This window comes from Streptomyces sp. NPDC013187, from assembly GCF_042899705.1.
Taxonomy (GTDB): Bacteria; Actinomycetota; Actinomycetes; order Streptomycetales; family Streptomycetaceae; genus Streptomyces; species Streptomyces hawaiiensis_A.
In genome coordinates this window covers 14666-37886 of record NZ_JBIBAF010000006.1, presented here as the reverse complement: position 1 = coordinate 37886, position 23221 = coordinate 14666, and the positions used below count along the sequence as shown (strand labels likewise).

The window sequence follows — 23221 nt, the reverse complement described above, 5'->3', positions numbered from 1 at the left end:
CCCATCTCACGAAGACTTACGAGAGTCCGCCATGTACGAGCTGTCCCGGGTCCGCCTCTACTCGATCGGGCCCGCCGGTGCGCGCTACGCCGACACCGTGCTTGACCTGCGCGGTGTGGGCGAGATCGTGCCCGACCCCGCGCCCGCCCAGGCGGAGTTCTTCGAGGAGGAGCCGGTCGGCCCGCCGCGCCGGCCCGCGCCCGCGGGCGTGCTCTTCCTGGAGAACGGCGGCGGCAAGTCGGTGCTGCTCAAGCTGATCTTCTCCGTGATGCTGCCGGGCCACCGCAACACCCTCGGCGGCGCCAGCTCCGGCGTGCTGCGCAAGTTCCTGCTCGCCGACGACTGCGGGCACGTCGCACTGGAGTGGCAGCACGTGCTGACCGGCGAGTGCGTCGTCGTCGGCAAGGTCAGCGAGTGGCGCGGGCGCCAGGTCTCCAACGACCCGCGGAAGTTCGCCGAGGCCTGGTACTCCTTCCGGCCCGGCCCGGGACTGAGCCTGGACAACCTCCCCGTGGCGGAGGCCACCGCCGTACGGGCCCACGCCGAGGGCCAGTCCGGTGCGCGCGGGCGGCGCCGCACCATGAAGGGTTTCCGTGACGCCCTCACGGAGGCGGGCAAGAACTACCCGCACCTGGAGGTGCACTGGGAGGAGACCCACGACCGCTGGATCGAGCACCTCGGCGACCTCGGCCTCGACCCCGAACTCTTCCGCTACCAGCGCGAGATGAACGCCGACGAAGGTGAGGCGGCCGGTCTCTTCGCCGTCAAGAAGGACGCCGACTTCACCGACCTGCTGCTGCGCGCCGTCACCGACACCCGCGACACCGACGGGCTCGCCGACCTGGTCAGCGGCTTCGGCAACAAGCTGGGCCGGCGCGCCGAGCTGATGGCCGAACGCGACTTCACCGCCGGGTCCGTCGACCTCCTCGGACGGATTGTCGAGGCCGCCGAGGCCCGCTCACGCGCGCGTGACATCCACGCCGCGGCCGAGCGCCGGACCCGGACCCTGGCCCGCAGGCTGTCCGCGCGCGGTGTGCGGGAGCGGGCCCGCGCCGCCGACCTGGCCCAGCGGGTCACCGCCGCCGCCTACGCCGTCACCCACGCCGAGGCTGCCCGCGAGCGCAGCGCGCTGATCTCCGCCGAACTCGCCTACCGGCACGCCTCCCTGGCGCTCGCCGGGGCCGAGAAGTCCGCCGCCGCGCAGAAGCGCGAGCTCGCCGACGCCCGCACCCTGTACTCGGCGTGGCAGGCCGCCGAGGCCGTACTGCGTCACCGCGCCGCCTCCGACCGCGTCACCCGCGTGTCCGCCGCGATCCAGGAGGCCGAGCGGGACGCCGCGCCTGCGCTGGCCGCCCGCTCCAAGGCCGCCGTCGACCTCGTACGGGCCCTGCACGCCGCCGCGGAGAAGGCGGAAAGCCACGCCAACGAGGAGGAGGAGCGCTCCGCCGCCCTCCAGGAGGTCAGCGACGCGGCTTACCGGGACTCCACCGCCGCCGCCACCCAGGCACAGCGCGCCCGCAGCGAGATCGGGCACCTCAAGCAGCGCCTCGCCGAGGTCGAGCAGGAGACCGCCGAGGCGGTGCGGGCCGGCTGGCTCGACGACTCCGCGCCCGACGCCGACCCGGCCCGCGCGGCCCTGGCCGCCAGCGACGCCGAGAAGACCGCCGTCGCGGCCTGGGACGCGGCCCGTGAGGCGTCCCGCCGGGCCACGGAGCAGGCGCGCGAAGCCGCTGCCACCGAAAGCCGCGCGGAACTCACCGCGGCCCGCGCCGCCGACGCCGCGACGGCGGCGGAGCGGTCGTACGAGGCCGAGCGCCGCACCGCCGAGGCGCTGGCGGGGGAGGAGCGGCTGGCGGAACTGCTCAGCCTCACCCCGCAGACCCGGCCGGGCATCCCGCAGCCCCGGCACGGCACGGACGGCGAGCGGGCCGCGCAGCCGGCCGCCGGCGAGCAGGGGCTCACCCCCGAAGAACTCGACCGCTTCGCCGACGACCTGCGCGACCTGCTCGACAACGCCGTCTCCTCCGCCGAGCGGCAGCTGTTCGAACTGCGTACGGCCGCCGCCGACGACTCCCGGATCCTCGGCGCGCTCGGCGACGGCGGGCTGCTGCCACCCGGCCCTGACGTGCTCGCCACGGTCGAGTTCCTCGGCGAGCACGGCATTCCCGCGCTGCCCGGCTGGCGCTATCTCGCCCAGGCCGTCGACCCGGCCGACCACGCCCGCGTGCTGGCCGCCCGGCCCGAACTCGTCGACGGTGTGATCATCACCGACCCGGACTCCCACGCCCGCGCCCGGGAAGCCCTGGGCGACGCGGCACTGCTGCCCCGCTCCGCCGTGGCGGTCGGCACCGCCGCCGCCCTCCTCGCCCCGACCCCGGCCCCCGACACCGACAGCGGCGACGTGTTCCTCGTGCCGCCGAACCCGGCCATGCACGACGAGCACGCCGCCGACGAGGAGCGGCAGGCGCTGCGCGCCCGGGCCACCGAGCGGGACGAGGAGATCCGCACGCTCGCCGCCCGGCTCGGCAAGGACCGCGAACTGGCCGCCCGGCTCGCCTCCTGGCGCACCGGCTGCCCCGCCGGCCGGCTGACCGAACTGGCCCGGGCCGCCCACGACACCCACGCGTTCGCCGAGGAGTCGGAGGCCGAGCTGGCCGAGGCCCGGACCCTGCGGGCCGAGGCCGACGAGGTCGCCACCGAGGCCGCGCGCGTCCGCGACGAGCGGCAGGAGGCCGCGCAGAAGGCCCGCCGCTCCGCCGACGCCCTCGCCGGGCTCGCCTTCCGGCTGCGCGAGCGGGCCGGCTGGCAGGTCAAACTGCGCGAACTGGCCGACGAGGCCGCCGAGTCCGAGGCGAGCGCCCAGGCCTGCCTGGAGCGGGCCCGGGCCGCCGACGAGGACCGCCGTGCCGCCCAGCGCGCCGCCGACGACACCCGCCGCACCGCCCGCGCGCTGCGCGCCGAGCGCTCCGAGATCGCCGGCGCCCCCGACGACGTCCCGGAGGACGAGGACCAGACCCCCAAGGCCTCCTTGCCCGCCCTGCGCGAGGCCTACCGGGCCGCCTCCCAGCTGTACGAGAAGGTCGGCGTCGGCGCCGACCTGCGCGCCGAGCAGGCCCGTGCCGAGAGCGACGAGAGCGCGGCCCGCGCGGAACTGGACCGGCTGAGCAACAAGGTCCGTACGCGTGCGGAGCAGCTCCTCGAATCACCCGACGGCTCCGACGGCCCCAGCCGCCAGGCCGCCTCCGCCCGCGCCGAGGAGCTGGTGCAGCTCCTGGAGACCCGGATGTCGACCGCGAGCGAGCAGCTCGGACGGCTGCGCGGCGAGGCCGAACGTCTCGCCCCCGCCGACGACGGCGAGACGCACACGGACCTCCCCGAGGACCTCCGGCCGCGCGACACCGAACACGCGCAGACCCTGCTGCGCACCGCCACGGCGGAACTCGCCTCCCACACCGAGTCGCTGGACCAGGCCCGCGAGGCGCACGCCGAGCTCCTCGACGCCCACCGCGCCGCCGAGGACGCGGCGAGCGGCTTCGACGAGATCGCCGCCATGCTCCGCGACCTGCTGCGCGAGCACGCCACGGACGAGGAGCACGAAGAGCCCGAGCCCTACGCCGGCAGCCCGGAGGAGGCCCGGCAGGCGGCAGCCGAGGCCCGGCGCTCCCTGCGCGGCTGCGCCGCCGACCTGTCCGCCGCCGAGGCTGCCGTCCGCGAGGCGAGCGACATCCTCGTCCGGCACGCCAACTCCACGCGCTACGAGCAGGTCCGCACCCCCGCCCGCCAGCAGATCCGCGAACTGCCCGCCTCCGCGCTGCCCGAGCACGCCCAGAAGTGGGCGGACGCCTTCGCGCCCCGCCTGCGCGTCCTGACCGACGAACTGGAGCAGCTGGAGCGCAACCGCGACTCGATCGTGGACCGCCTGCGCGGCCTGGTCGAGTCGGCCCTGGCCACCCTGCGCTCCGCCCAGCGGCTCTCCCGGCTGCCGGAGGGCCTGGGCGAGTGGTCGGGACAGGAGTTCCTCCGCATCCGCTTCGAGGAACCCGACCAGGCCACCCTCACCGAGCGGCTCGGCGAGGTCATCGACGAGGCGACCCGTGCCGCCGTCAAGAAGAACTCCGACCTGCGCCGGGACGGAATGTCCCTGCTGCTGCGGGGCGTCGCCGCCGCTCTCCAGCCCAAGGGCGTAGCCGTCGAGATCCTCAAGCCGGACGCCGTGCTGCGCGCCGAGCGCGTCCCCGTCGGGCAGATGGGCGACGTCTTCTCCGGCGGGCAGCTCCTCACCGCCGCCATCGCCCTCTACTGCACGATGGCCGCGCTGCGCTCGAACGACCGGGGCCGCGACAAGCACCGGCACGCCGGCACGCTCTTCCTGGACAACCCCATCGGCCGCGCCAACGCCACGTACCTGCTGGAACTCCAGCGGGCGGTGTCGGACGCCCTGGGCGTGCAGCTCCTGTACACCACAGGCCTGTTCGACACCACCGCGCTGGCCGAGTTCCCCCTGGTCATCCGGATGCGCAACGACGCCGACCTCAGGGCCGGCCTCAAGTACATCAGCGTCGAGGAACACCTCCGCCCGGGTCTGCCGCAGCAGCCCCAGGCGGGGGAAGCGGTCCACAGCGAGATCACGGCGACCAGGATGTACAAGCGCCCGGCGTCGACGACGCCCTAGGGTCGCGGGGAACTGCGCGACCGGACACCACGGCCGCGCAGTCGCCCACGGTCAGGCAGCTCCCCGCAACAGATCCGCGCACTTCTCGCCGATCATCATGGTCGTGATGCACGGGTTGACGGTGACGAGATCCGGCATCACCGACCCGTCTGCCACCCGCAGCCCTTCGACCCCCTTGACCCGCAACCGCGCGTCCAGGGGTGCCGAAGGGTCACCGTCCGCGCCCATCTTCACGGTGCAGGACGGGTGGTAGACGGTGTTGTGCGTCTTGTGGATGTAGTCGAGCAGCTCGCCGTCCGTCCGCACGTCCGGCCCGGGCGCCAGCTCGGCCCCCGCCCACCCGCTCAGCGCCGGCTGCTCGGCGATCCGCCGGGCCAGCCTCAGCCCGTACGTCATCACGCGCACGTCGTGCTCGTGTGTGAAGTACCGCGGGTCGACCTTCGGCTTGTCCCGGTAGTCCCGGGTCCGCAGCCGCACCGTCCCGCGTGACCTCGCCCGCGTCACATTGGGCGTGAGGCAGAACGCGTTCTCGGAGGTGGGGTAGCCGTGCCGGGCCGTGTTCATGTCGAACGGCACCGAGCCGTAGTGGAACATCAGGTCCGGCCGGTCGAGCCCCGGCTCGGTGTCGTAGAAGACGCCCGCTTCCCACCACTGGCTGGACGTGGAGGGCATGGGCTGCCGGGCCTCCCACATGATCACGCCCTCGGGGTGGTCCTGGAGGTTCTCCCCGACGCCCGGCGCGTCCACGACCACGTCGACGCCGACCTCGCGCAGCCGCCCGGCCGGGCCGATGCCCGACAGCATCAGCAGCTTCGGCGAGTCGATCGCCCCGCAGGACACGATCACCTCACGCCGGGCCCGTACCGTCCGGGTGTGGACGAGATCCGGGTCGAGGTACTCGGCGCCCACGCAGCGCCGTCCGTCGAGCACCAGCCTCTTGGCCCGTACGCCCGTCCGTACCTCCAGGTTGGGCCGCTTGCCGAGGATCGGGTGAAGATAGGCGACCGAGGACGACTGGCGGATGTTGTTCTCGTCGGAGTTGATCTGGAACCAGTTGGCGCCCCGGAGCACCGTGCGGCCGGTGTTGAACGGGACGGTGGGGATGCCCGCCTGTGCGCACGCCTCCAGCAGGGCCTTGCCGCACGGGTCGTCGCTCTTCAGCGTGCGCAGCTTCACCGGGCCGGTGCGGCCGTGGTGGTCGCCGGGGGCGTCGTTGTTCTCCAGCCGCCGGTACAGCGGAAACAGGTCGGCCGCGCTCCAGCCCGTGCAGCCCGCGGCCGCCCAGTCGTCGAGATCCTCGGCCGGCGCCCAGAAGGCGATGCAGGAGTTGTGCGAGGAGCAGCCGCCGAGCACCTTGGCCCGCGCGTGCCGCATGAAACCGTTGCCGCTGGCCTGCGGCTCGACCGGGTAGTCCCAGTCGTAGCCGGACTCCAGCAGTCCCATCCAGCGTTCCAGCCGCAGGACGTCGTCGTCGCCGACGTCGCTCGGGCCGGCCTCCAGCACGCACACCGTGACGGAGGAATCCTCGGAGAGCCGGGCCGCCACCACGTTGCCCGCGGTGCCGCCGCCGACGACGACGTAGTCGAACTCATGCGTGGTCATGGGTTCTCCTTCGGTCTTCAGTCGGCCGCCGGGGTGGCGACGGGAGCGGTGGCCGAGACCTCGGAACGGTGCTCGGCGAGCACCCCGGTCCGGTGCCGCTGGACGAACCAGTAGTAGGCGAAACCGCCGCCCGCGATGACGGCGACGAACAGCACCGCGCCCCAGCGCAGGTACCAGTGGTAGGGAGCCGAGGCGTTGTAGACCGCGGCCCGCGGCCAGATCAGGTTGAGGGTCATGGCCGCGCCCCACAGGACCGCCAGGATGTTGACCGGCAGGCCCCAGCGGCCCAGGGAGAATCGGCCCTCGCCCGCGGGCTGCCACTTCCCGCGCAGCCGCGCGACCAGCAGCGGCACCGTGACCCCCAGGTAGGCGAGGTAGATCATGATGATGCCGATGCTGGTGACGACGGTGAAGATCTGCGGCTGGCGGATGTTGACCACCAGGATCGCCAGCGCCAGGATCCCGATGATCACGGTCGGCAGGACCGGCGTCTGGAACCGCGGGTGGCACCGGGCCAGCTTCGAGGACGCCGGCAGGTTGTTGTCGCGGGCCATGGCGAACGCCAGCCGGACCGCCGCCGTGTGGACCGCCAGGGCGCACACGGTCACCGCGATCAGCACGCACCACAGCATCGCCTTGCCGGCCGTCGGGCCGAGCACGTCCAGCACGATGTACTGCAGGCCGTCCGTGGACAGCTTGTCGCCCTTCAGGCTCGACACGCTCATCAGCGCCAGGAGCAGGACCAGGCCGCCGAGGATGAAGGAGGCCACGATCGCCCGGATGATGGCGCGCGGAGCGTTGCGGGTCGGGTCCAGGGACTCCTCACCGAGCGAGGCGGCCGTGTCGAAGCCGTACATGACGTACGCCGAGGCCAGCGAGGCCACCAGGAAGGCGCCCAGGTAGCCGTTCCCGTAGCCCGCGCCGGTGCCGTGCGTCTCCATGACGACCTGCGGACCGCGCGTGATGTGGACCGCGAACAGGATGATCAGTACGACGGTGGCGATCAACTCGATGAACACGCCCGCCGTGTTGATCCGTGCCATCAACTTGACGCCGAAGGCGTTCACGAGGGTCGTGAACAGGATCAGCACCGCGGCCAGGATGACCGCGTTGGTCGCCACGTCGTACGTACCGGTGCCGTCCCCCACGAACTGGAAGAACGACGAGATCTGCGGCAGCGTCAGCTGGTAGGCCAGCGCGACGGCCGATATGGACACGATCGAGGCGATCAGCATCATCCAGCCGGCGAGCCAGCCCAGATGCGGATTGCCTATCTTCTTCGACCAGTTGTAGACCGAGCCCGCCACGGGATAGCGCGCGGCGAGCTCCGCGAAACACAGGGCCACCATGAACTGGCCGACGAAGACCATCGGCCACGACCACCAGTAGGCGGGGCCGCCGCTGCCGTAGCCGAAGTAGAACAGCTGGAAGGTGCCGGTCAGGATCGAGATGTAGCTGATCCCGGCGGCGAAGGTGTGGAAGTTGCCGAGGGTGCGCTTGAGCTCGGGTCTGTAGCCGAACTCGGTCAGTTCGGCGTCGTCCCGGCCGTGTGGGTCGGTCGACTCTGCGGTTGTTTTCATGGGCGGTTCCTCAATGGGTGTGCCTCAGGGCGGCGTGGGTCAGTCGAACCAACCCTGGGGGGTGGGACGGGTGTTGCGCCAGATGTGCTTCGTCTCGCGATATTCGGCCAACCCCGCCGGCCCGAGTTCGCGCCCGAAGCCTGACTGCTTGAAACCGCCCCACTCCGCCTGGGGGACGTAGGGGTGGTAGTCGTTGATCCAGACCGTGCCGAGCCGCAGCCGGGCCGCGACCCGGGCCGCGCGGGCCTCGTCGCTCGTCCATACCGCGCCGGCGAGGCCGTAGACGGTGTCGTTGGCGAGGCGTACCGCCTCCTCCTCGGTCGTGAAGCGTTCGACGGTGAGGACGGGTCCGAAGGACTCCTCCCGGACCACCGACATCCCCGAGGCGCACTCGTCCAGCACGGTGGGCAGGTAGTGGAAGCCGTCGGCGAGGTCCGGCCGGTCCGGGCGCGCGCCGCCGCAGCGCAGCACCGCGCCCTCCGCCACGCCCCGCGCCACATACGCCTCGACCTTGGCCCGGTGAGCCGCCGAGATCAGCGGCCCGGTCTGCGCCCGTTCGTCGAACGGCCCGCCCAGCCGGATGTCCTGTGCACGGCGTACGAGCTCGTCGACGAACCGGTCGTGCAGACAGTCCTCGACGAGCAGCCGTGCCCCGGCCGAGCAGACCTGCCCCGAGTGCAGGAACACGGCGGTCAGCGCCATGTCGACGGCCGCCTCGAAGTCGGCGTCGGCGAAGACGATGTTCGGGTTCTTGCCGCCGAGTTCCAGTGCCACTTTCTTCACCGTGCCGGCGGCCGCCGCCATCAGCAGGCGGCCGGTCTCCAGACCGCCGGTGAACGAGACCAGGTCCACGTCCGGATGGTCGGCGAGCGGAGCGCCCGCCTCCGGCCCCGCGCCCGGTACCAGGTTGCCGACGCCCGGCGGAAGGCCGGCCTCCGCCAGCAGCCGCAGGAGGTGGATGGCGGTGTGCGGGGTCAGTTCGCTCGGCTTGAGCACGAAGGTGTTGCCCGCCGCGAGCGCCGGGGCGACCTTCCACGCCGTCTGCAGGAGCGGGTAGTTCCACGGGGTGATCAGCCCGCACACGCCGACCGGCTCGTGCACCACCCTGCTGTCGATGTCCTCCCGGCCGGTGTCGACGACCCGGCCGTGCTCGCTCGCGATCAGCCGCCCGAAGTAGCGGAAGCAGCGCGCGATGTCGTCGATGTCGTACGCGCTCTCCACCAGCCGCTTGCCCGTGTCCAGGGACTCCGCGCGGGCGAGGACCTCCTTGTCCCGGTCCAGGAGCCCGGCGACACGCAGCAGCAGGTCGCCGCGCTCCTGCGCGGGGGTCCGCGGCCAGGGCCCCGCGTCGAAGGCGCGGCGCGCGGCGGCGATCGCCTCCACCGTGTCCTTGCCGCCCGCCTCGTCCACGACCCCGACCAGGGAGCCGTCGGCCGGACAGCGGATCTCCCGGGTGCGTCCGTCGAGTGCGCCCCGCCACTCACCGTCGATGAACAGGTCCGGCATGTGCGCCTCCCAGCCGCTCGACGAGCCATTCGTGGAAGATCTGGATGTGGTGTTCGTTGGGGACCAGCACACCGCCCTTGCGGTACGCCCGGGAGGCCATCGCCGGCTGCGTCCGTTCACAGGCTGCGAAATCCTGGACATTCACCCGGTGGAAGAGCTCCACGGACTTCGACACGTCCGCCCCGGACTCCACCACCTCCGGCGCGTACAGCCAGTCGCACTCGACGACCGTGCGGTCCTCTGCGAGCGGGAACATGCGGTGCAGGATGACGTGGTCCGGGACCAGATTGACGAAGACGGTCGGCTTGACCGTGATGGCGTAGTAGCGGCGGTCCTGGTCGGCGCTCACCTCCGGCAGCGTGCCGAAGCCCTCGCTGCCGTCGACCGTGAAGCCCTTGACCTCGTCGCCGAACTCCGCGCCGTGGCCCACGTAGTACTGGGCGGCGTAGCCGTCGGCGAACTCCGGGAGCACCTCGGTCAGTTCGGGGTGGATCGTCGCGCAGTGGTAGCACTCCATGAAGTTCTCGACGATCAGTTTCCAGTTCGCCTTCACGTCATAGGTGATGCGTTTGCCGAGCGCGAGGTTCTCCGTGCCGTAATGATCGATCGCGGCGACGTCGCCGAGCCGCTCGACGGCCGCGTGCAGGACCGTCTCCTCGAAGGAGGGCGGCTCGTCGGCCAGGCACACCCAGACGTAGCCGAGCCACTCGCGCAGGGCCACCTGGATCAACCCGTACGCGACGCGGTCCACGTCCGGCATCTTGATCAAGTTGGGCGCGGCGATCAACTTCCCGTCGAGGTCGTACGTCCAGGCGTGGTACGGGCACTGGAGCGTGCGGCGGATCTCACCCGACTCCTCCGTGCACAGACGCGCCCCGCGGTGCCGGCAGACGTTCAGGAAGGCGCGAAGGTCGCCCTTGCGGGTACGGGTGATGATGACGTTCTCGCGCCCGACCTGGACGGTGCGGAAGGCGCCCGGGCGGTCGAGGTCGGCGCTGCGGACGGCGCAGAACCACATCGACTCGAAGACGCGTTCCTGCTCCTGCCGGAAGACGTCCGGGTCGGTGTAGTAGTGCCCGGGGAGGGTGGCGATCAGGCTCGGGGGGATCGGGGTGGTCGTCACGTGCGTGCTCCTCAGAGAGGCCAAGACGGGCCCTAGCGGCGGATGCGCGTCATCTTCGGGTCGAACAGCGGCTCGTCGGCGACGGTGGCCGGGACCTTCTCGCCGACGTACTCGATGTGCACGCCCGTGCCCGCGGGAAGACCGGCGGGGAGCCAGGCGTACGCCACGCAGCGGCCGAGCGTGTAGCCGTACGACGCGCTGGTGACATAGCCGGCCGGGAGGCCGTCGACGTAGACGGGCTCCTTGCCGAGGACCACGGCGGCGGGGTCGTCGAGGAGCAGCGGAGTGAGGCGCCGGGTGGCCTCGCTCTTCCGGGTGAGCGCGGCCTTGCCGACGAAGTCGTCCCTGTCCATGCGGACCGCGAAGCCGACACCGGCCTCGAACGGGTCGTGCTCGTCGGTCATGTCGACGCCCCAGGCGCGGTAGCCCTTCTCCAGGCGCAGGGAGTTGAACGCCGAGCGGCCCGCCGCGATCACGCCGAGCTCCCGGCCGGCCTCCCACAGCGTGTCCCAGAGCCGCAGCCCCAGGTCGGCGGTGGTGTACAGCTCCCAGCCCAGCTCGCCGACGTAACTCAGCCGCATGGCCGTCACCGGGACGTGCCCGATGTACGTCTCCTTGGCCCGGAAGTAGCCGAAGGCCTCGTGGGAGAAGTCGTCGGGGGTGAGCGGCTGGACGAGGTCGCGGGCGAGCGGGCCCCAGACGCCGACACAGCAGGTGCCGGAGGTGATGTCCCGGATGTGGACGTCGGCGGGCGCGTGCCGCAGCAGCCGGTCCAGGTCGGCGGGGGAGTTGGCGCCGACCTGGAAACGGTCGGGCGCGAGACGGGCCACGGTGAGGTCGGAGCGGATGCCGCCCGACTCGTCGAGGAGCAGGGTGTAAGTGACCGCGCCGGGCTTCTTGCGGAGGTTGTTGCTGGTCATACGGTCGAGGAAGTCCAGTGCTCCGGGACCGGTGACGTCGAGGCGGCGCAGGGGCGTCATGTCGTAGAGGGCGACGCCCTCGCGGGTCGCCTTCGCCTCGGCCGCCGCGATGGGCGACCAGTGGCGGGCCGACCAGGCGTCCCGCTCGGGGAGGGGCCCGAGGCGGTCGACGAGCGGGGCGTTCGCCTCGTACCAGTGCGGGCGCTCCCAGCCTCCGCCCTCCAGGAAGTACGCGCCGAGCTGCTGCTGGCGGGCGTGGAAGGGGCTGACGCGCAGCGGCCGTGGCCGCTCCATCGGCTGGAGCGGGTGGATGACGTCGTACACCTCGACGAACTGCTGCGCACCGCGTTCGAGGACGTACGACGGTGAGCGCTGCGCCTCCTCGAACCGCGTGAGGTCGCACTCGTGCAGGTCGATCGACGGCCGCCCGTCCACCATCCACTCGGCGACCGCCCTGGCGACACCGGCGGAGTGCGTGACCCAGACGGCCTCGGCGAGCCAGAAGCCGCGCAGGCGCCGGGATTCGCCGAGGACCGGCATGCCGTCCGGGGTGAAGGAGAAGACGCCGTTGAAGCCGGCCTCGATCTCGGTGTCGCGCAGGGCGGGCATGAGGTGCCGGCAGTCGGCCCAGCTGGGGGCCCAATCCTCCTCCGTGAAGGGGTACGAGGACGGCATGTCCATGTTCCGAGCCCGGGCCTCGTCGTACGGCAGGACGGCGAACGGGTCGACGGGCAGGGGACGATGGGCGTAGGAGCCGATGCCGATGCGGTCGGTGTGCTCGCGGAAGTACAGGTCGCGGTCCTGGAAGCGGAGGATCGGCTTCGAGGCTTCCGCGGTGGCGCCGCTCAGCTCGGGGAGCGGCCCGGTCCTGGCGTACTGGTGGGCGAGCGGCTGCAGAGGCACGTCGACTCCGGCCATGCGGCCGATGACCGGCCCCCAGAACCCCGCCGCGGAGACGACGTGATCGGCCGGGAAGGCGCCCCGGTCGGTGACGACGGCGGTGACCCGGCCGTCCGTCTGCTCGATGCCCGTGACCGTGTGCCGTTCCAGGAAACGGGCGCCCCGCGCGGTGGCCCGGGTCATCTGGGCGCGGCAGGCGAGCAGCGCCCGGGCGAGGCCGTCGTCCGGGGTGTGGAAGCCACCGAGGACCACCGACTCGTCGACCAGCGGCCACAGTTCCTTGCAACGGGCGGCGCTGACGATCTCGCCGCGCACGCCCCAGGAGGCGGCGTAACCGGCCCTGCGGTGCAGCTCCGCGAGGCGTTCGGGGGTGGTGGCCAGCTCCAGGCCGCCGACTTGGTGGAAGCAGGAGACGCCGTCGACGTCGAGCGAGCCGAACTTCTCGACGGTGTACCGGGCGAGGGCGGTGAGGGTCTTCGACGGGTTGGTCTGGAAGACGAGGCCGGGCGCGTGCGAGGTGGAGCCGCCGGGGGCGGGCAGGGGCCCCTGTTCGAGGACGGTGACGTCGGTCCAGCCGCGGGCGGTCAGTTCGTCGGCGAGGGAGCAGCCGACGATTCCGGCACCGATGACGACCACGCGGGGGTTTTCGGGTGTGCTGGACATGCCCCTCCTTGCCGGGACGGTTGGACGCGTTGGGGGAGTGGGGCGCTGGGGCTGCGGAGGTACGGGGGCGGTCCGAGGGGTGCTCGGGATGAAGGCTCAGGGCGCCGGGCGTGTGCTCAGAGCACGACCACCGAGCGCAGCACCTCACCCCGGTGCATCTTCGCGAACGCCGCCTCCACCTGGTCCAGGGCGATGGTCTCGCTGACGAACGCGTTCAGGTCCAGCAACCCGTACAGGTACTGGTCGATGAGGAACGGGAAGTCCCTGCTCGGCAGAGAGTCGCCGTACCAGGACGACTTGATCGCGCCACCCCGCGAGAACACGTCGATCAGCGGCAGTTCGATTGTCGTCTCGGGGGACGGCACGCCGACCTGGACCAGCAGACCGGCGTGGTCGCGCATGTAGAAGGCCTGCCGGAAGGTCTCGGGGCGGCCCACCGCGTCGATCGCGATGTCGACGCCGAAACCGCCCGTGAGCTCCCGCACCGCCTCGACGGGGTCCGTGCCCCGCGAGTTGACGGTGTGCGTGGCACCGAACTTCTCCGCCAGGTCGAGCTTGCTGTCGTCGATGTCCACGGCGATGACCTTCATGGCGCCGTTGAGGCAGGCGCCCGCGATCGCCGCGTTGCCCACCCCGCCACAGCCGATCACGGCGACCGAGTCACCCCGGCCGACGTTGCCGGTGTTGACCGCCGCGCCGTACCCGGCCATCACGCCGCAGCCGATGAGCCCGGCCGCCTCCGGGCGTGCCGCCGGGTCGACCTTCACCGCCTGGCCCGCCGCGACCAGCGTCTTCTCGGCGAACGCGCCGATACCGAGCGCGTTGGAGAGCGGCGTGCCGTCCGGAAGGGTCATGGGCTGGGCCGCGTTGCGGGAGTCGAAGCAGTACCAGGGACGGCCGCGGCGACAGGAGCGGCAACCGCCGCAGGGTGCGCGCCAGGCCAGCACCACGTAATCACCGGGCCCGAGGTCGGTGACCCCCTCGCCGACCGCCTCGATCGTGCCCGCCGCCTCATGGCCCAGCAGGAACGGGAAGTCGTCGTTGATCGCGCCCTCGCGGTAGTGCAGATCCGTGTGGCAGACCCCGCACGCCTGCACGGTGACGAGCACCTCCCCGGGCCCTGGATCGGGAACCATGATCGTCCGCACCTCGACGGGTGCGCCCTTCTCGACAGCGACTACGGCACGGACCTCGTGGGGCACGACAGGCTCCTCTGTTGCGCAGTGCACGATGGGTTGCGCGATGGGGAACATAGTGGGAACGCCATCGAGGAGCCGTCAAGAGGTACGGCCCATGGTTCGGGTCAACCCATGGACAAGCGGACGGGCCGGGTGAAATCCGCCGGACACACAACAGCGCGGGACCAGGGATTTCACCTGTTCCCGCGCTGTGTCCCGGCGCTGCCGGCGACCGGCCGTGGCTACGTCAGAAGCCGTATCCCATACGGCGGGACAGCTCGACCGCGGCCGCCTCCGTGCGCTTGGCCACCTCGGGCAGCCGCTCCTCGGTCAGCCGGTACACCGGCCCCGAGACGCTGAGCGACGCGATGACCTTGCCGTCGTGCGCCCGCACCGGAGACGCCGCTGCCGCCAGCCCGATCTCCAGTTCCTCCCTCGTGATCGCGTACCCCTGCTGCACCACCGTGTCCAACTCGCCGCGCAGCATGGACGCGACGGTGGCGGTGCGCTCCGTGAAGCGGTGCAGCGGGCGCGCCAGCAGGCCCTCGCGCAGGGTCGGGGGCAGATGGGCGAGCAGCACCTTTCCGCTGGCCGTGGCATGCAGCGGGGTGCGTCGGCCGAGCCAGTTCTGCGCGGTGACGGACGCGGTGCCGCGGGCCTGCATGATGTTGACCGCCGCGTCGTCGTCCAGCACCGCGATGTTGACCGTCTCGCCGAGCTCGTCGGCGAGTTCCCGGCACACCGGAACGCCCTCCTGGGACACATCCAGCCGCACTGCCGCCGCCCCCGCGAGGCGCAGTACGCCGGCGCCCAGGTAGTACTTGCCGCGGTCCTTCGCCTGGGCCACCAGGCCGCGGTTCTCCAGAACGCCGAGCAGCCGGAACGCCGTGGACTTGTGCACGTCCAGCTCGTCGGCGATCTCGGTCACCCCCGCCTCGCCGTGCCGGGCGAGGATCTCCAGCACACTGACGGCGCGGTCCACGGACTGGACGGCACTGGCCGCGCCTCTGCCGCTCTGCTTGGCTCCGCTTTCGGTGCGGTTCTCCTCCTGGCCGGACTGCTTCTGCGTGCGGGTCATGGCTGAACTCTCACCACCTGTCGGCCCGGTTCGGGCCGCATCTGCGGGAACCCCTTGACGCGACGGTCGTCTCGCCCGGATTCTGTTGCGTATAGCGCTTACTCATGCGCGATGTGAAACATCATGTTACCGAAGCGTCCGGACCCCGGTAGGGGACGAGCCCCGGCAGGGGGACCCGACCTCACGGTGGGGCCGGATGACGTGCACCAACCACCTTCCCGTGCCCGGGCCCGCCCGGCCCCGGCACTCAGGAACTGCCTACAGTCTGGCCGAACTGGTCCGGACCATGCGTCCCGGACCGAGAGGGGGGCCCATGATTCCCGTCTGCCGCCTCGAAGACCTCCCCAAGGGTGAGTCCTTCCGCGTCGAGACGACCCCGCCCGTCGCCGTGTTCCACACCGACGACGGCGATCTCTACGCCATCGACGACACCTGCACCCACCAGGACGCCTCCCTCTCCGAGGGCTGGCTGGAGGGCTGCCTCGTCGAATGCCCGCTGCACGCGGCCTCGTTCGACCTGCGCACCGGCGCCCCGACCTGCCTCCCCGCCCGCCGCCCCGTCCGCACCCACCGCGTCACCGTGGACGACGGTGTCATCCACCTGCACCTCGCGGCGGAGGAAGGGACGGCGGCGTGAACACGCAGTGCACGGGCGCCCCCGGCACTCGTACCAGGAGGGGTGGCCGTGGCGGCGATGCCGACGCCGCGAGGAGGCGCCCCGCATGCGAACCGTGACCGTCGTCGGCGCCTCGCTCTCCGGTCTCTACGCCGCCCGGGAGCTGCGCGCCCAGGGCTACGACGGGCGTCTCGTGATCGTCGGCGACGAACCTCACGACCCCTACGACCGGCCACCTCTCTCCAAGGACTTCCTCACCGGCCGGGCCGACGAGACCCACCTCGCGCTCACCGACGCCGAGGAGAGCGCGGAACTCGGCGCCGAGTGGATCCTCGGCGTCCGCGCCCGGGCCCTGGACGCCCGAGGCCGGACCGTGCTGCTGGACGACGGCCGCACCGTCTCCACCGACGGCCTCGTCATCGCCACCGGCGCCTCGGCACGCCGCCTGCCCGGCGACAGCCTTGCCGGAGTGCACACGCTGCGCACCCTCGACGACGCCCGGGCCCTGCGCGAGGAACTCACCCGGGGCCCGCGCCGGGTCGTCGTCATCGGCGGCGGCTTCATCGGCGCCGAGACCGCGTCGTCGTGCTCCTCCCTGGGTCACTCCGTCACCGTCGTGGAGGCCGCGCCGCTCCCGCTCGTGCCCCAACTCGGCGCCGAGATGGCCGCCGTGTGCGCCGCGTTGCACCGCCGCGCCGGCGTGGAGCTCGTGACCGGAACCGGCGTGGCCGGACTGCGAGGCACCGCCGAAGTCACCGGAGTGAACCTCACCGACGGCCGCAGTCTCCCCGCGGACGTCGTGATCGTCGGCATCGGAGCCGTCCCCAACACCGCCTGGCTCGTCGGCTCACCTCTGACCCTGAGGGACGGTGTCCTGTGCGACGACGGCTGCGTGACGGCCCTGCCGCAGGTCGTCGCCGTCGGAGACGTGGCCGGCGTCGGCGGCCACCGCGCCGAGCACTGGACGTCCGCCACCCAGCAGCCGAGAGTCGCCGTGACCAACCTGCTCGCGGGACGTACCGCCGAGACCGTCGTCGCGGTGCCCTACTTCTGGTCCGACCAGTACGGCGCCCGCATCCAGTTCGCCGGTCGGCGCCGGGACGGCGACACCGTCCGCATCACCGAGGGCGAACTCTCCGACGGCGCACCGGCCGAGGGCGGGTTCCTGGCCCGGTACGAGCGGGACGGCCGCACGACGGCCGTCCTCGGCGTGGACCGGCCACGTCCTTTCATGCGGGCGCGCCGTGAACTCGCGCGGGACGCGGGGGAGGGGCAGAGGCAGTCGCTCCTACGGTGAGAAGGCGCGGGCCCGGATCCGGGCCCGTCGGCCGGTCCCGGCCCCGGTCGCCTCGCCCCGGCACCTGCCGCCCTGTCTCACGAGTGGGACAACTGCCCGGCGCCACCCCGCCGGCGTATCCGCTCCTGCGCCCGCTCGGCGGTACGCTCCTGCCGCCGGGTCCGCCGCCGCTCGCGCCGCAGGGCCCGCGCCGTGCTGCTCGGCACGGACACCACCCCGTTGCGCTGGTTCCAGACCTGGCGGGTCACCCACACGTCGAGCGCTCCCCAGGTGGCCGCGATCGTGCTGACCACACTGCTGATCACCATGGGGAAGGCCAGCCAGGACCCGGCCATCGTGCACAGGAACGCCACCATGGCCTGGATGAGGGTCACGGCTATGAGGAGGACCGCTCGCACGGCCGCCGTCCGCACCGGATCCGGCAACCGACGCCGCCGTGCGGGCTCCTCGACCCACAGGGGCCGGTAGTGCTGCCGCTCCCGAGCGCCGCGACCCGCCTCGCGAGCCGGAACCCCCGTTTCGCGCCCCGAGGGCTCCCCCACGCCCTCGGATCTGTCGCGATCGATTGCATCGGCACTCTGATGCCTTGTCAGCTGCGCCCCGTAAGCCCTGGACGCACCGCGCCGTTCCGCCGTGCCCGTCACCGTGTCACTCCCCACCGCCAGCAGACCGCTCGCTCGCATCCGAAGACCCGTGCTCCCCAGTGGCTGCCCGGCTTGCGCTGTTTTACGCCGCCCAGATGCGGGACGCGGCTCCTGTGGCCGATTCCGCCCCCGTTTCCCATGGAGAAGGACGAACGGCCGCTCACGAAGATTCCCGGAAACCGAAAAGTTTCAGCCAACCGCCCACGAGTCGCTGGGGGGTTGATCCGTGCCGCCACCACCGGTTTCGGGGAGACAACTCCCGCAATGACCGGACAACTCGCCACGCCTCGTGGCTGGCGCGGAAGTTCAGGTTCCGGACCGGCCTTCGAGTTCCCTGTGGGTCGGTAGTAGGCTCGCGCCGTTTGTTGACGCACATGTGTACCCCCGGTAGCCGGGGGCCCGAGCTGGGGGAGGCCATGCGCTTTCGCGGGAAGTCCATCCGCCGGAAGATCGTGGCGCTGCTTCTCGTGCCGCTGGTGTCCCTGACCGCGATCTGGACCTTCGCCACCGTGCTCACGGGACGTGAGGCGAGCGACCTGTTCAATGTGTCGTCCGTGGTGGAGAAGATCGGCTATCCCATCGAGGACACCGTCCGGGTCCTCCAGGAAGAACGCCGCCAGACCCTCGTCTACCTCGCCGACCCCCGCGCGTCCGACGGCCTCGCCGCGCTCCGGCGCAGCCGCTCGGCCACCGACAAGGCCGTCAGCGGCATCCGCGAGAACGCCCGGAACCCCGATGTGCGTGACGCGATGGGCGCGGACACCGACGAGCGGCTGACCGCCGTCCTGGACGGCTTCGACGGCATCGAGTCGCTGCGCCGCAGCGTCGAGGACGGCACCGTCAACCGCACCCAGGCCCTCGACCTGTACAACCGGCTCGTCGACCCCTGTTACGTCCTCCTCGCCAACCTGCACGTGGTCGACAACATCGAACTGGACAAGCAGTACCGCGCGCTGGTCAATCTCGCCCGCGCCCGCGAACTGCTCTCCCGCGAGGACGCCCTCCTCGGCTCCGCCCTGATCGTCGGCAGGATCTCCCACTCCGAAGAGCGGGACATCTCCGACCTCGTGGCCCAGCGCACCCTGATGTACGACGTCAACCTGCCGCTGCTGCCCGTGGCGGAGCGTGACCGCTACCAGAGCTTCTGGAAGAACGCCTCCTCCGCCCCCTTGCGTGTGGCCGAGGAAGCCGCCGTCTCCTCCGGGGCCGGAACCCCCCGCGGCGTCTCCGCGAAGAGCTGGGACAGCGCCGCCGGCAACGTGCTCGACGAGCTCGGCACCCTCAACGACCAGGCCAACGACCGCTATCAGGACCGCGTCCACCCCGTGGCCGTCGGCGTCATCGCCAAGGCCGTCATCGCCGGTGCCCTCGGCCTGATCGCGCTCCTGCTCTCCCTCTTCCTGTCCGTACGCGTCGGCCGCACCCTCATCCGCGATCTGCGGCAGCTGCGCCTGGAGGCCCACGAGGCGTCCGGAGTGCGCCTGCCCAGCGTCATGCGCCGCCTCTCCGCGGGCGAGCAGGTCGACGTCGAGACCGAGGTCCCGCGCCTCGAATACGACAAGAACGAGATGGGAGAGGTCGGCCAGGCCCTCAACACCCTGCAGCGCGCGGCCGTCGAAGCCGCCGTCAAGCAGGCCGAGTTGCGCGCCGGCGTCTCCGAGGTCTTCGTCAACCTCGCGCGCCGCAGCCAGGTCCTCCTCCACAAGCAGCTCACCCTCCTCGACGCCATGGAGCGCCGGACCGAGGACACCGAGGAACTCGCCGACCTGTTCCGCCTCGACCACCTCACCACCCGCATGCGCCGGCACGCCGAGGGCCTCGTGATCCTCTCCGGCGCCGCGCCCTCGCGTCAGTGGCGCAAGCCCGTACAGCTCATGGACGTCGTACGCGCCGCCGTCGCCGAGGTCGAGGACTACGAGCGCATCGAGGTCCGCCGCCTTCCCCGGAACGCCATCACCGGCCCGGCCGTCGCCGACCTCACGCATCTCGTGGCCGAACTCCTGGAGAACGCCACGGTCTTCTCGCCGCCGCACACCGCCGTCCAGGTCCTGGGCGAGCGTGTCGCGAACGGCTTCACCCTGGAGATCCACGACCGTGGCCTCGGCATGGCAGCGGAGGCGCTCCTGGACGCCAACCTCCGGCTCGCCGAGACGCCGGAGTTCGAGCTCTCCGACACCGACCGGCTCGGCCTGTTCGTGGTCAGCCGACTCGCCCAGCGCCAGAACGTCAGGGTCTCGCTGCAACCCTCCCCGTACGGCGGCACGACCGCCGTGGTCTTCATCCCCGACACGCTGCTCACCGACGACGTCCCGGACACCAACGGGCTCGGGTTCCGTCTCGACCGCCCCCAGCTGGCCCCGGACAACGAGCCGCAGGACAACCGCCGCGCCGCCCTGTCCCACGCGCCCGCGCAGCGCCCCGGCCTGCCCGCCGCCCTGCTGGACGGCCCGGTCGAGCTGGAGGCCCCCGTCGGCCTGGACGCCATCGGAGACTTCCCGGGCGCCATCGAGGACGAGGACAGCGAGCACGGTGGTCTGTTCCGCCCCCGCCACTCCCTCACCCGCGACCCGGACGAGAACGCGGGCCGCCGCACCGATCCGCGTCGGCAGCCCGACACCCGCAACACGGGGGGCCGGACCGACAGCGACGACGAGCTGAGCGCCCCGGCCGCGTTGCCCCGCCGCCACACCCCCAAGCTGGTCAGCTCGCACGGTCGCCCGGTGACCGAGCAGCGCCCCCGGCGGGGCAGGACGGACGAGGAGACGGCCCCCGCCACCGGCCGAACGGATGCGAGCACCACCTCGGCGCTCCCGTCACGCGACAGGGGCGAGGAGTCCGCGCCCGGGCGGGGCACCGGCCGGCCGGGACCCGAACCCGCGCTCCCGCTTCCGGCCCGGCGCCGCACCGAGAGCCCCTCGACCGGCAGCCGTCGTGACGACGCCCGGCCGGACGCACCGCCGCCGCTGCCTGCCCGACGTCGCGGGACGGATGCGGGCCGCCGCGGCATCGGGGCGATCGGCCGCACCGAGGACCACACGGAGCCCCCGGCCGCACCCGGTGGCGCCGCGGGCGACCGGTCGGAGCCGTCCGCTCTCCCCAGGCGCACCCGCCGCGCGGAGATCGCATCGAGCGGCCCGGAACGATCGGACCAACGCTCCGGCTCCACGCCGGCCGCCACCGGCGGCGCCGTGGGCCACGCGACGGGCTCGGGCACGGCGCCCCGGGGAACCGGCTCCGCACCACAGTCCGGTTCCGGCACCGCCCCGCTCCCCCGCCGCGTCCGGCAGGCCAACCTGGCCCCGCAGCTGAAGCGGAGCTCGCAGCCGCGTGGCGAGGACAGGGCCGAGCCCGTCGAACGCGACGCGGAGGAAGTACGCAGCCGCATGGCATCGCTCCAGCGTGGCTGGCAGCGCGGCCGTGAGGAGAACGCCGCGGGCGATGCAGCCCACAGCGGCGCAGCACCACAAGGAACGACAGAGGGGGACGGTCGATGACCGCACCGAAGGCGACCGGCCACACCGCGACCGACAAGGGCCAGCTGAACTGGCTCCTCGATGATCTGGTGGACCGTGTCGCGAGCATCCGCAAGGCCCTCGTGCTCTCCGGCGACGGTTTGCCGACGGGCTTGTCCAAGGACCTGACCAGGGAGGACAGCGAACACCTCGCTGCCGTCGCCTCCGGGTTCCACAGTCTCGCCAAGGGCGTGGGACGCCACTTCGAGGCCGGCAACGTCCGCCAGACGGTCGTCGAGCTCGACGATGCCTTCCTGTTCGTGACGGCCGCCGGCGACGGCAGCTGCCTGGCCGTCCTCTCGGACGCCGACTCGGACGTGGGCCAGGTCGCCTACGAGATGACGCTCCTCGTGAAGCGGGTGGGCGTGCATCTGGCGTCCGCACCGCGCACCGATCTGCCCGCAGGCGGGTAGTGGGATGGCATGAGCGCTGACGGTCAGGGAAGAAGCCACTGGTTCGACGACGAAGCCGGACCGGTCGTCCGCCCGTACGCCATGACCCGCGGCCGCACCAGCAGTCAGGGCCAGCACCGGCTGGACCTGATCGCGGTCGTGGTCGCGGAGCCACAGGCGGACGATCCGGAAGCCGACCACATGCTCTCCCCGGAGCATGTGGACATCGTCGAACTGTGCCGCGACATCCCGCAGTCGGTCGCCGAACTCGCAGCGGAACTCGACCTGCCGATCGGAGTGGTACGGGTCCTCGTCGGAGATCTCGTGGACGCGGAATTCGTCCATGTGAACCGGCCCGTGCCCCCTGCCGAGCTGCCGGACGAGAGTATTCTGCGCGACGTGATCAACGGCCTCCGGGCGCTGTGAGCAGCGCGGAAGCGGGGTACTGACGTGACTGGCCGGCAGGTGTGGGTGGACAGCGGCGGCACCTTCACCGACGTCGTCGCCCGGCGCCCGGACGGCCGGCTGCTCACGCACAAGCTGCTCTCGGACGACCCCGCCCGCTACGCCGACGCCGCAGTCGAGGGGGTCCACACCCTCCTGCTCATCACCCGCGGCATCCGCGACGCCCTGCGCATCGCCTATCGGAACCGCCCGCACATCGTCGCCCGCCGCATCGACCTGCCGGAACCGCTGTACCAGCGGGCCGTCGAGGTGGTCTTCACGCACAGCCACCTCCACCCGGCGCACGAACACAGCGTCGGGGAGCCGGCCGCCCGCACCGGCTCTCCGCAGCACGGCAGCGACTCCGCGAACCTCGTCAGCGGCGACGTACTCGTCATCGAAACCCCAGGCGGCGGAGGCTACGGCCCGCCGTCGCCCGACCCCCATCAAGCAGGAGAAGAGATCGATGATCTTCGGGCGTTCTGAGCGTGGCAAGCCTCCGGTCGAGCCCGTCACGCTCAAGATCCTCGTGGCCGGCGGCTTCGGCGTGGGCAAGACCACGCTCGTCGGCGCGGTCAGTGAGATCAGGCCGCTGCGCACCGAGGAGCTGCTCACCGAGGCCGGGCGCCCGGTCGACGACACCAGCGGCGTGGAAGGCAAGCACACGACGACCGTGGCCATGGACTTCGGCCGCATCACCCTCCGCGAAGACCTCGTGCTGTATCTCTTCGGTACGCCCGGCCAGGAGCGGTTCTGGTTCATGTGGGACGAACTCTCCGAGGGCGCGCTCGGTGCCGTCGTGCTCGCCGACACCCGCCGCCTGGAGGACTGTTTCGCCGCCGTCGACTACTTCGAACGGCGCTCGATCCCCTTCCTCGTCGGCGTCAACTGCTTCGAAGGCGCTCCCCGTTACCCCATCGAGGACGTCCGCCAAGCCCTCGACCTCGACGAGGACGTGCCGCTCCTGATGTGCGACGCCCGCGACCGCGAGTCGGTCAAGGACGCACTCATCGGCGTCGTCGAGCACGCCATGGCGTATGCGGCCGACCGCCGCGAGGCCGTCACCGGCTGACGCCGCCCGCGCCGTGGACGCG

At 72.1% G+C, this 23221-nt stretch carries 16 protein-coding genes; 8 read left to right on the top strand and 8 right to left on the bottom strand.

The window, feature by feature from the left end; translation table 11 throughout:
* The first annotated feature begins 31 nt into the window (after positions 1 to 31).
* Positions 32 to 4672 (top strand): hypothetical protein, encoded by a 4641-nt coding sequence (locus tag ACFY5B_RS13615; RefSeq protein WP_389968559.1) that lies wholly within the window; start codon positions 32 to 34, stop codon positions 4670 to 4672.
* Positions 4673 to 4723: 51 nt separating this feature from the next.
* Here the strand turns inward: ACFY5B_RS13615 and ACFY5B_RS13610 are convergent, their stop codons facing one another.
* The 7 genes from ACFY5B_RS13610 to ACFY5B_RS13580 form a co-directional block, all read right to left on the bottom strand.
* Positions 4724 to 6274 carry a GMC family oxidoreductase gene (locus ACFY5B_RS13610; RefSeq protein ID WP_389968557.1) on the bottom strand — a complete coding sequence of 517 codons (1551 nt, stop codon included), beginning with the start codon at positions 6272 to 6274 and terminating at the stop codon, positions 4724 to 4726.
* Positions 6275 to 6291: 17 nt separating this feature from the next.
* Positions 6292 to 7854, bottom strand: coding sequence for an APC family permease (locus ACFY5B_RS13605; RefSeq protein WP_389968555.1), 1563 nt, complete (start codon positions 7852 to 7854; stop codon positions 6292 to 6294).
* A gap of 39 nt (positions 7855 to 7893) precedes the next feature.
* On the bottom strand, positions 7894 to 9360 hold the full coding sequence (locus ACFY5B_RS13600) for an aldehyde dehydrogenase family protein (protein WP_389968553.1): 1467 nt from the start codon (positions 9358 to 9360) through the stop codon (positions 7894 to 7896).
* Positions 9335 to 10483, bottom strand: coding sequence for an aromatic ring-hydroxylating dioxygenase subunit alpha (locus ACFY5B_RS13595; protein ID WP_389968551.1), 1149 nt, complete (start codon positions 10481 to 10483; stop codon positions 9335 to 9337). The genes ACFY5B_RS13600 and ACFY5B_RS13595 overlap by 26 nt, the downstream gene beginning before the upstream one ends.
* Positions 10484 to 10515: 32 nt before the next feature.
* Entirely contained in the window at positions 10516 to 12966 is a 2451-nt protein-coding gene (locus ACFY5B_RS13590) for an FAD-dependent oxidoreductase (protein WP_389968549.1), read from the bottom strand.
* A 116-nt stretch (positions 12967 to 13082) separates the two neighbouring features.
* On the bottom strand, positions 13083 to 14168 hold the full coding sequence (locus tag ACFY5B_RS13585) for an S-(hydroxymethyl)mycothiol dehydrogenase (protein WP_389968547.1): 1086 nt from the start codon (positions 14166 to 14168) through the stop codon (positions 13083 to 13085).
* 223 nt (positions 14169 to 14391) lie between these two features.
* Entirely contained in the window at positions 14392 to 15222 is an 831-nt protein-coding gene (locus ACFY5B_RS13580; protein ID WP_389968545.1) for an IclR family transcriptional regulator, read from the bottom strand.
* 313 nt (positions 15223 to 15535) lie between these two features.
* Here ACFY5B_RS13580 and ACFY5B_RS13575 point away from each other — a divergent pair, with 313 nt between their 5' ends.
* Together ACFY5B_RS13575 and ACFY5B_RS13570 are read left to right on the top strand one after the other, a co-directional pair.
* The gene (locus ACFY5B_RS13575) at positions 15536 to 15859 is read left to right on the top strand and encodes a bifunctional 3-phenylpropionate/cinnamic acid dioxygenase ferredoxin subunit (protein WP_104778865.1); all 324 of its coding nucleotides are present in this window, start codon (positions 15536 to 15538) and stop codon (positions 15857 to 15859) included.
* 85 nt (positions 15860 to 15944) lie between these two features.
* Positions 15945 to 17135: an NAD(P)/FAD-dependent oxidoreductase gene (locus ACFY5B_RS13570; protein ID WP_389968543.1), complete on the top strand. Its 1191-nt coding sequence runs from the start codon at positions 15945 to 15947 to the stop codon at positions 17133 to 17135.
* Between the two features lie 77 nt (positions 17136 to 17212).
* Here ACFY5B_RS13570 and ACFY5B_RS13565 read toward each other — a convergent pair whose 3' ends face one another.
* Positions 17213 to 17794: a hypothetical protein gene (locus ACFY5B_RS13565; protein ID WP_389969184.1), complete on the bottom strand. Its 582-nt coding sequence runs from the start codon at positions 17792 to 17794 to the stop codon at positions 17213 to 17215.
* A 401-nt stretch (positions 17795 to 18195) separates the two neighbouring features.
* On the opposite strand from ACFY5B_RS13565, the gene ACFY5B_RS13560 reads away from it, so the two are divergent.
* Genes ACFY5B_RS13560 through ACFY5B_RS13540 form a run of 5 tightly spaced genes read left to right on the top strand, consistent with a single transcriptional unit; the run spans position 18196 to position 23199 of the window.
* Positions 18196 to 21273 carry a nitrate- and nitrite sensing domain-containing protein gene (locus tag ACFY5B_RS13560; RefSeq protein ID WP_389968541.1) on the top strand — a complete coding sequence of 1026 codons (3078 nt, stop codon included), beginning with the start codon at positions 18196 to 18198 and terminating at the stop codon, positions 21271 to 21273.
* The gene (locus tag ACFY5B_RS13555) at positions 21270 to 21704 is read left to right on the top strand and encodes a roadblock/LC7 domain-containing protein (RefSeq protein WP_389968539.1); all 435 of its coding nucleotides are present in this window, start codon (positions 21270 to 21272) and stop codon (positions 21702 to 21704) included. Before ACFY5B_RS13560 ends, ACFY5B_RS13555 begins: the two co-directional genes overlap by 4 nt.
* 9 nt (positions 21705 to 21713) lie before the next feature.
* Complete coding sequence (locus ACFY5B_RS13550) at positions 21714 to 22109, top strand: DUF742 domain-containing protein (RefSeq protein ID WP_104778870.1); 396 nt, start codon at positions 21714 to 21716, stop codon at positions 22107 to 22109.
* Between the two features lie 24 nt (positions 22110 to 22133).
* On the top strand, positions 22134 to 22613 hold the full coding sequence (locus ACFY5B_RS13545) for a hydantoinase/oxoprolinase N-terminal domain-containing protein (RefSeq protein ID WP_389968537.1): 480 nt from the start codon (positions 22134 to 22136) through the stop codon (positions 22611 to 22613).
* Positions 22594 to 23199 carry an ATP/GTP-binding protein gene (locus tag ACFY5B_RS13540; protein WP_389968535.1) on the top strand — a complete coding sequence of 202 codons (606 nt, stop codon included), beginning with the start codon at positions 22594 to 22596 and terminating at the stop codon, positions 23197 to 23199. Before ACFY5B_RS13545 ends, ACFY5B_RS13540 begins: the two co-directional genes overlap by 20 nt.
* Positions 23200 to 23221 lie beyond the last annotated feature (22 nt).

Bases quoted from the DNA above. Each gene is read 5' to 3' on its own strand.
- ACFY5B_RS13615 (WP_389968559.1), top strand. From the start codon at position 32: ATGTACGAGCTGTCCCGGGTCCGCCTCTACTCGATCGGGCCCGCCGGT.
- ACFY5B_RS13610 (WP_389968557.1), bottom strand. From the start codon at position 6,274: ATGACCACGCATGAGTTCGACTACGTCGTCGTCGGCGGCGGCACCGCG.
- ACFY5B_RS13605 (WP_389968555.1), bottom strand. From the start codon at position 7,854: ATGAAAACAACCGCAGAGTCGACCGACCCACACGGCCGGGACGACGCC.
- ACFY5B_RS13600 (WP_389968553.1), bottom strand. From the start codon at position 9,360: ATGCCGGACCTGTTCATCGACGGTGAGTGGCGGGGCGCACTCGACGGA.
- ACFY5B_RS13590 (WP_389968549.1), bottom strand. From the start codon at position 12,966: ATGTCCAGCACACCCGAAAACCCCCGCGTGGTCGTCATCGGTGCCGGA.
- ACFY5B_RS13580 (WP_389968545.1), bottom strand. From the start codon at position 15,222: ATGACCCGCACGCAGAAGCAGTCCGGCCAGGAGGAGAACCGCACCGAA.
- ACFY5B_RS13575 (WP_104778865.1), top strand. From the start codon at position 15,536: ATGATTCCCGTCTGCCGCCTCGAAGACCTCCCCAAGGGTGAGTCCTTC.
- ACFY5B_RS13570 (WP_389968543.1), top strand. From the start codon at position 15,945: ATGCGAACCGTGACCGTCGTCGGCGCCTCGCTCTCCGGTCTCTACGCC.
- ACFY5B_RS13560 (WP_389968541.1), top strand. From the start codon at position 18,196: ATGCGCTTTCGCGGGAAGTCCATCCGCCGGAAGATCGTGGCGCTGCTT.
- ACFY5B_RS13555 (WP_389968539.1), top strand. From the start codon at position 21,270: ATGACCGCACCGAAGGCGACCGGCCACACCGCGACCGACAAGGGCCAG.
- ACFY5B_RS13550 (WP_104778870.1), top strand. From the start codon at position 21,714: ATGAGCGCTGACGGTCAGGGAAGAAGCCACTGGTTCGACGACGAAGCC.
- ACFY5B_RS13540 (WP_389968535.1), top strand. From the start codon at position 22,594: ATGATCTTCGGGCGTTCTGAGCGTGGCAAGCCTCCGGTCGAGCCCGTC.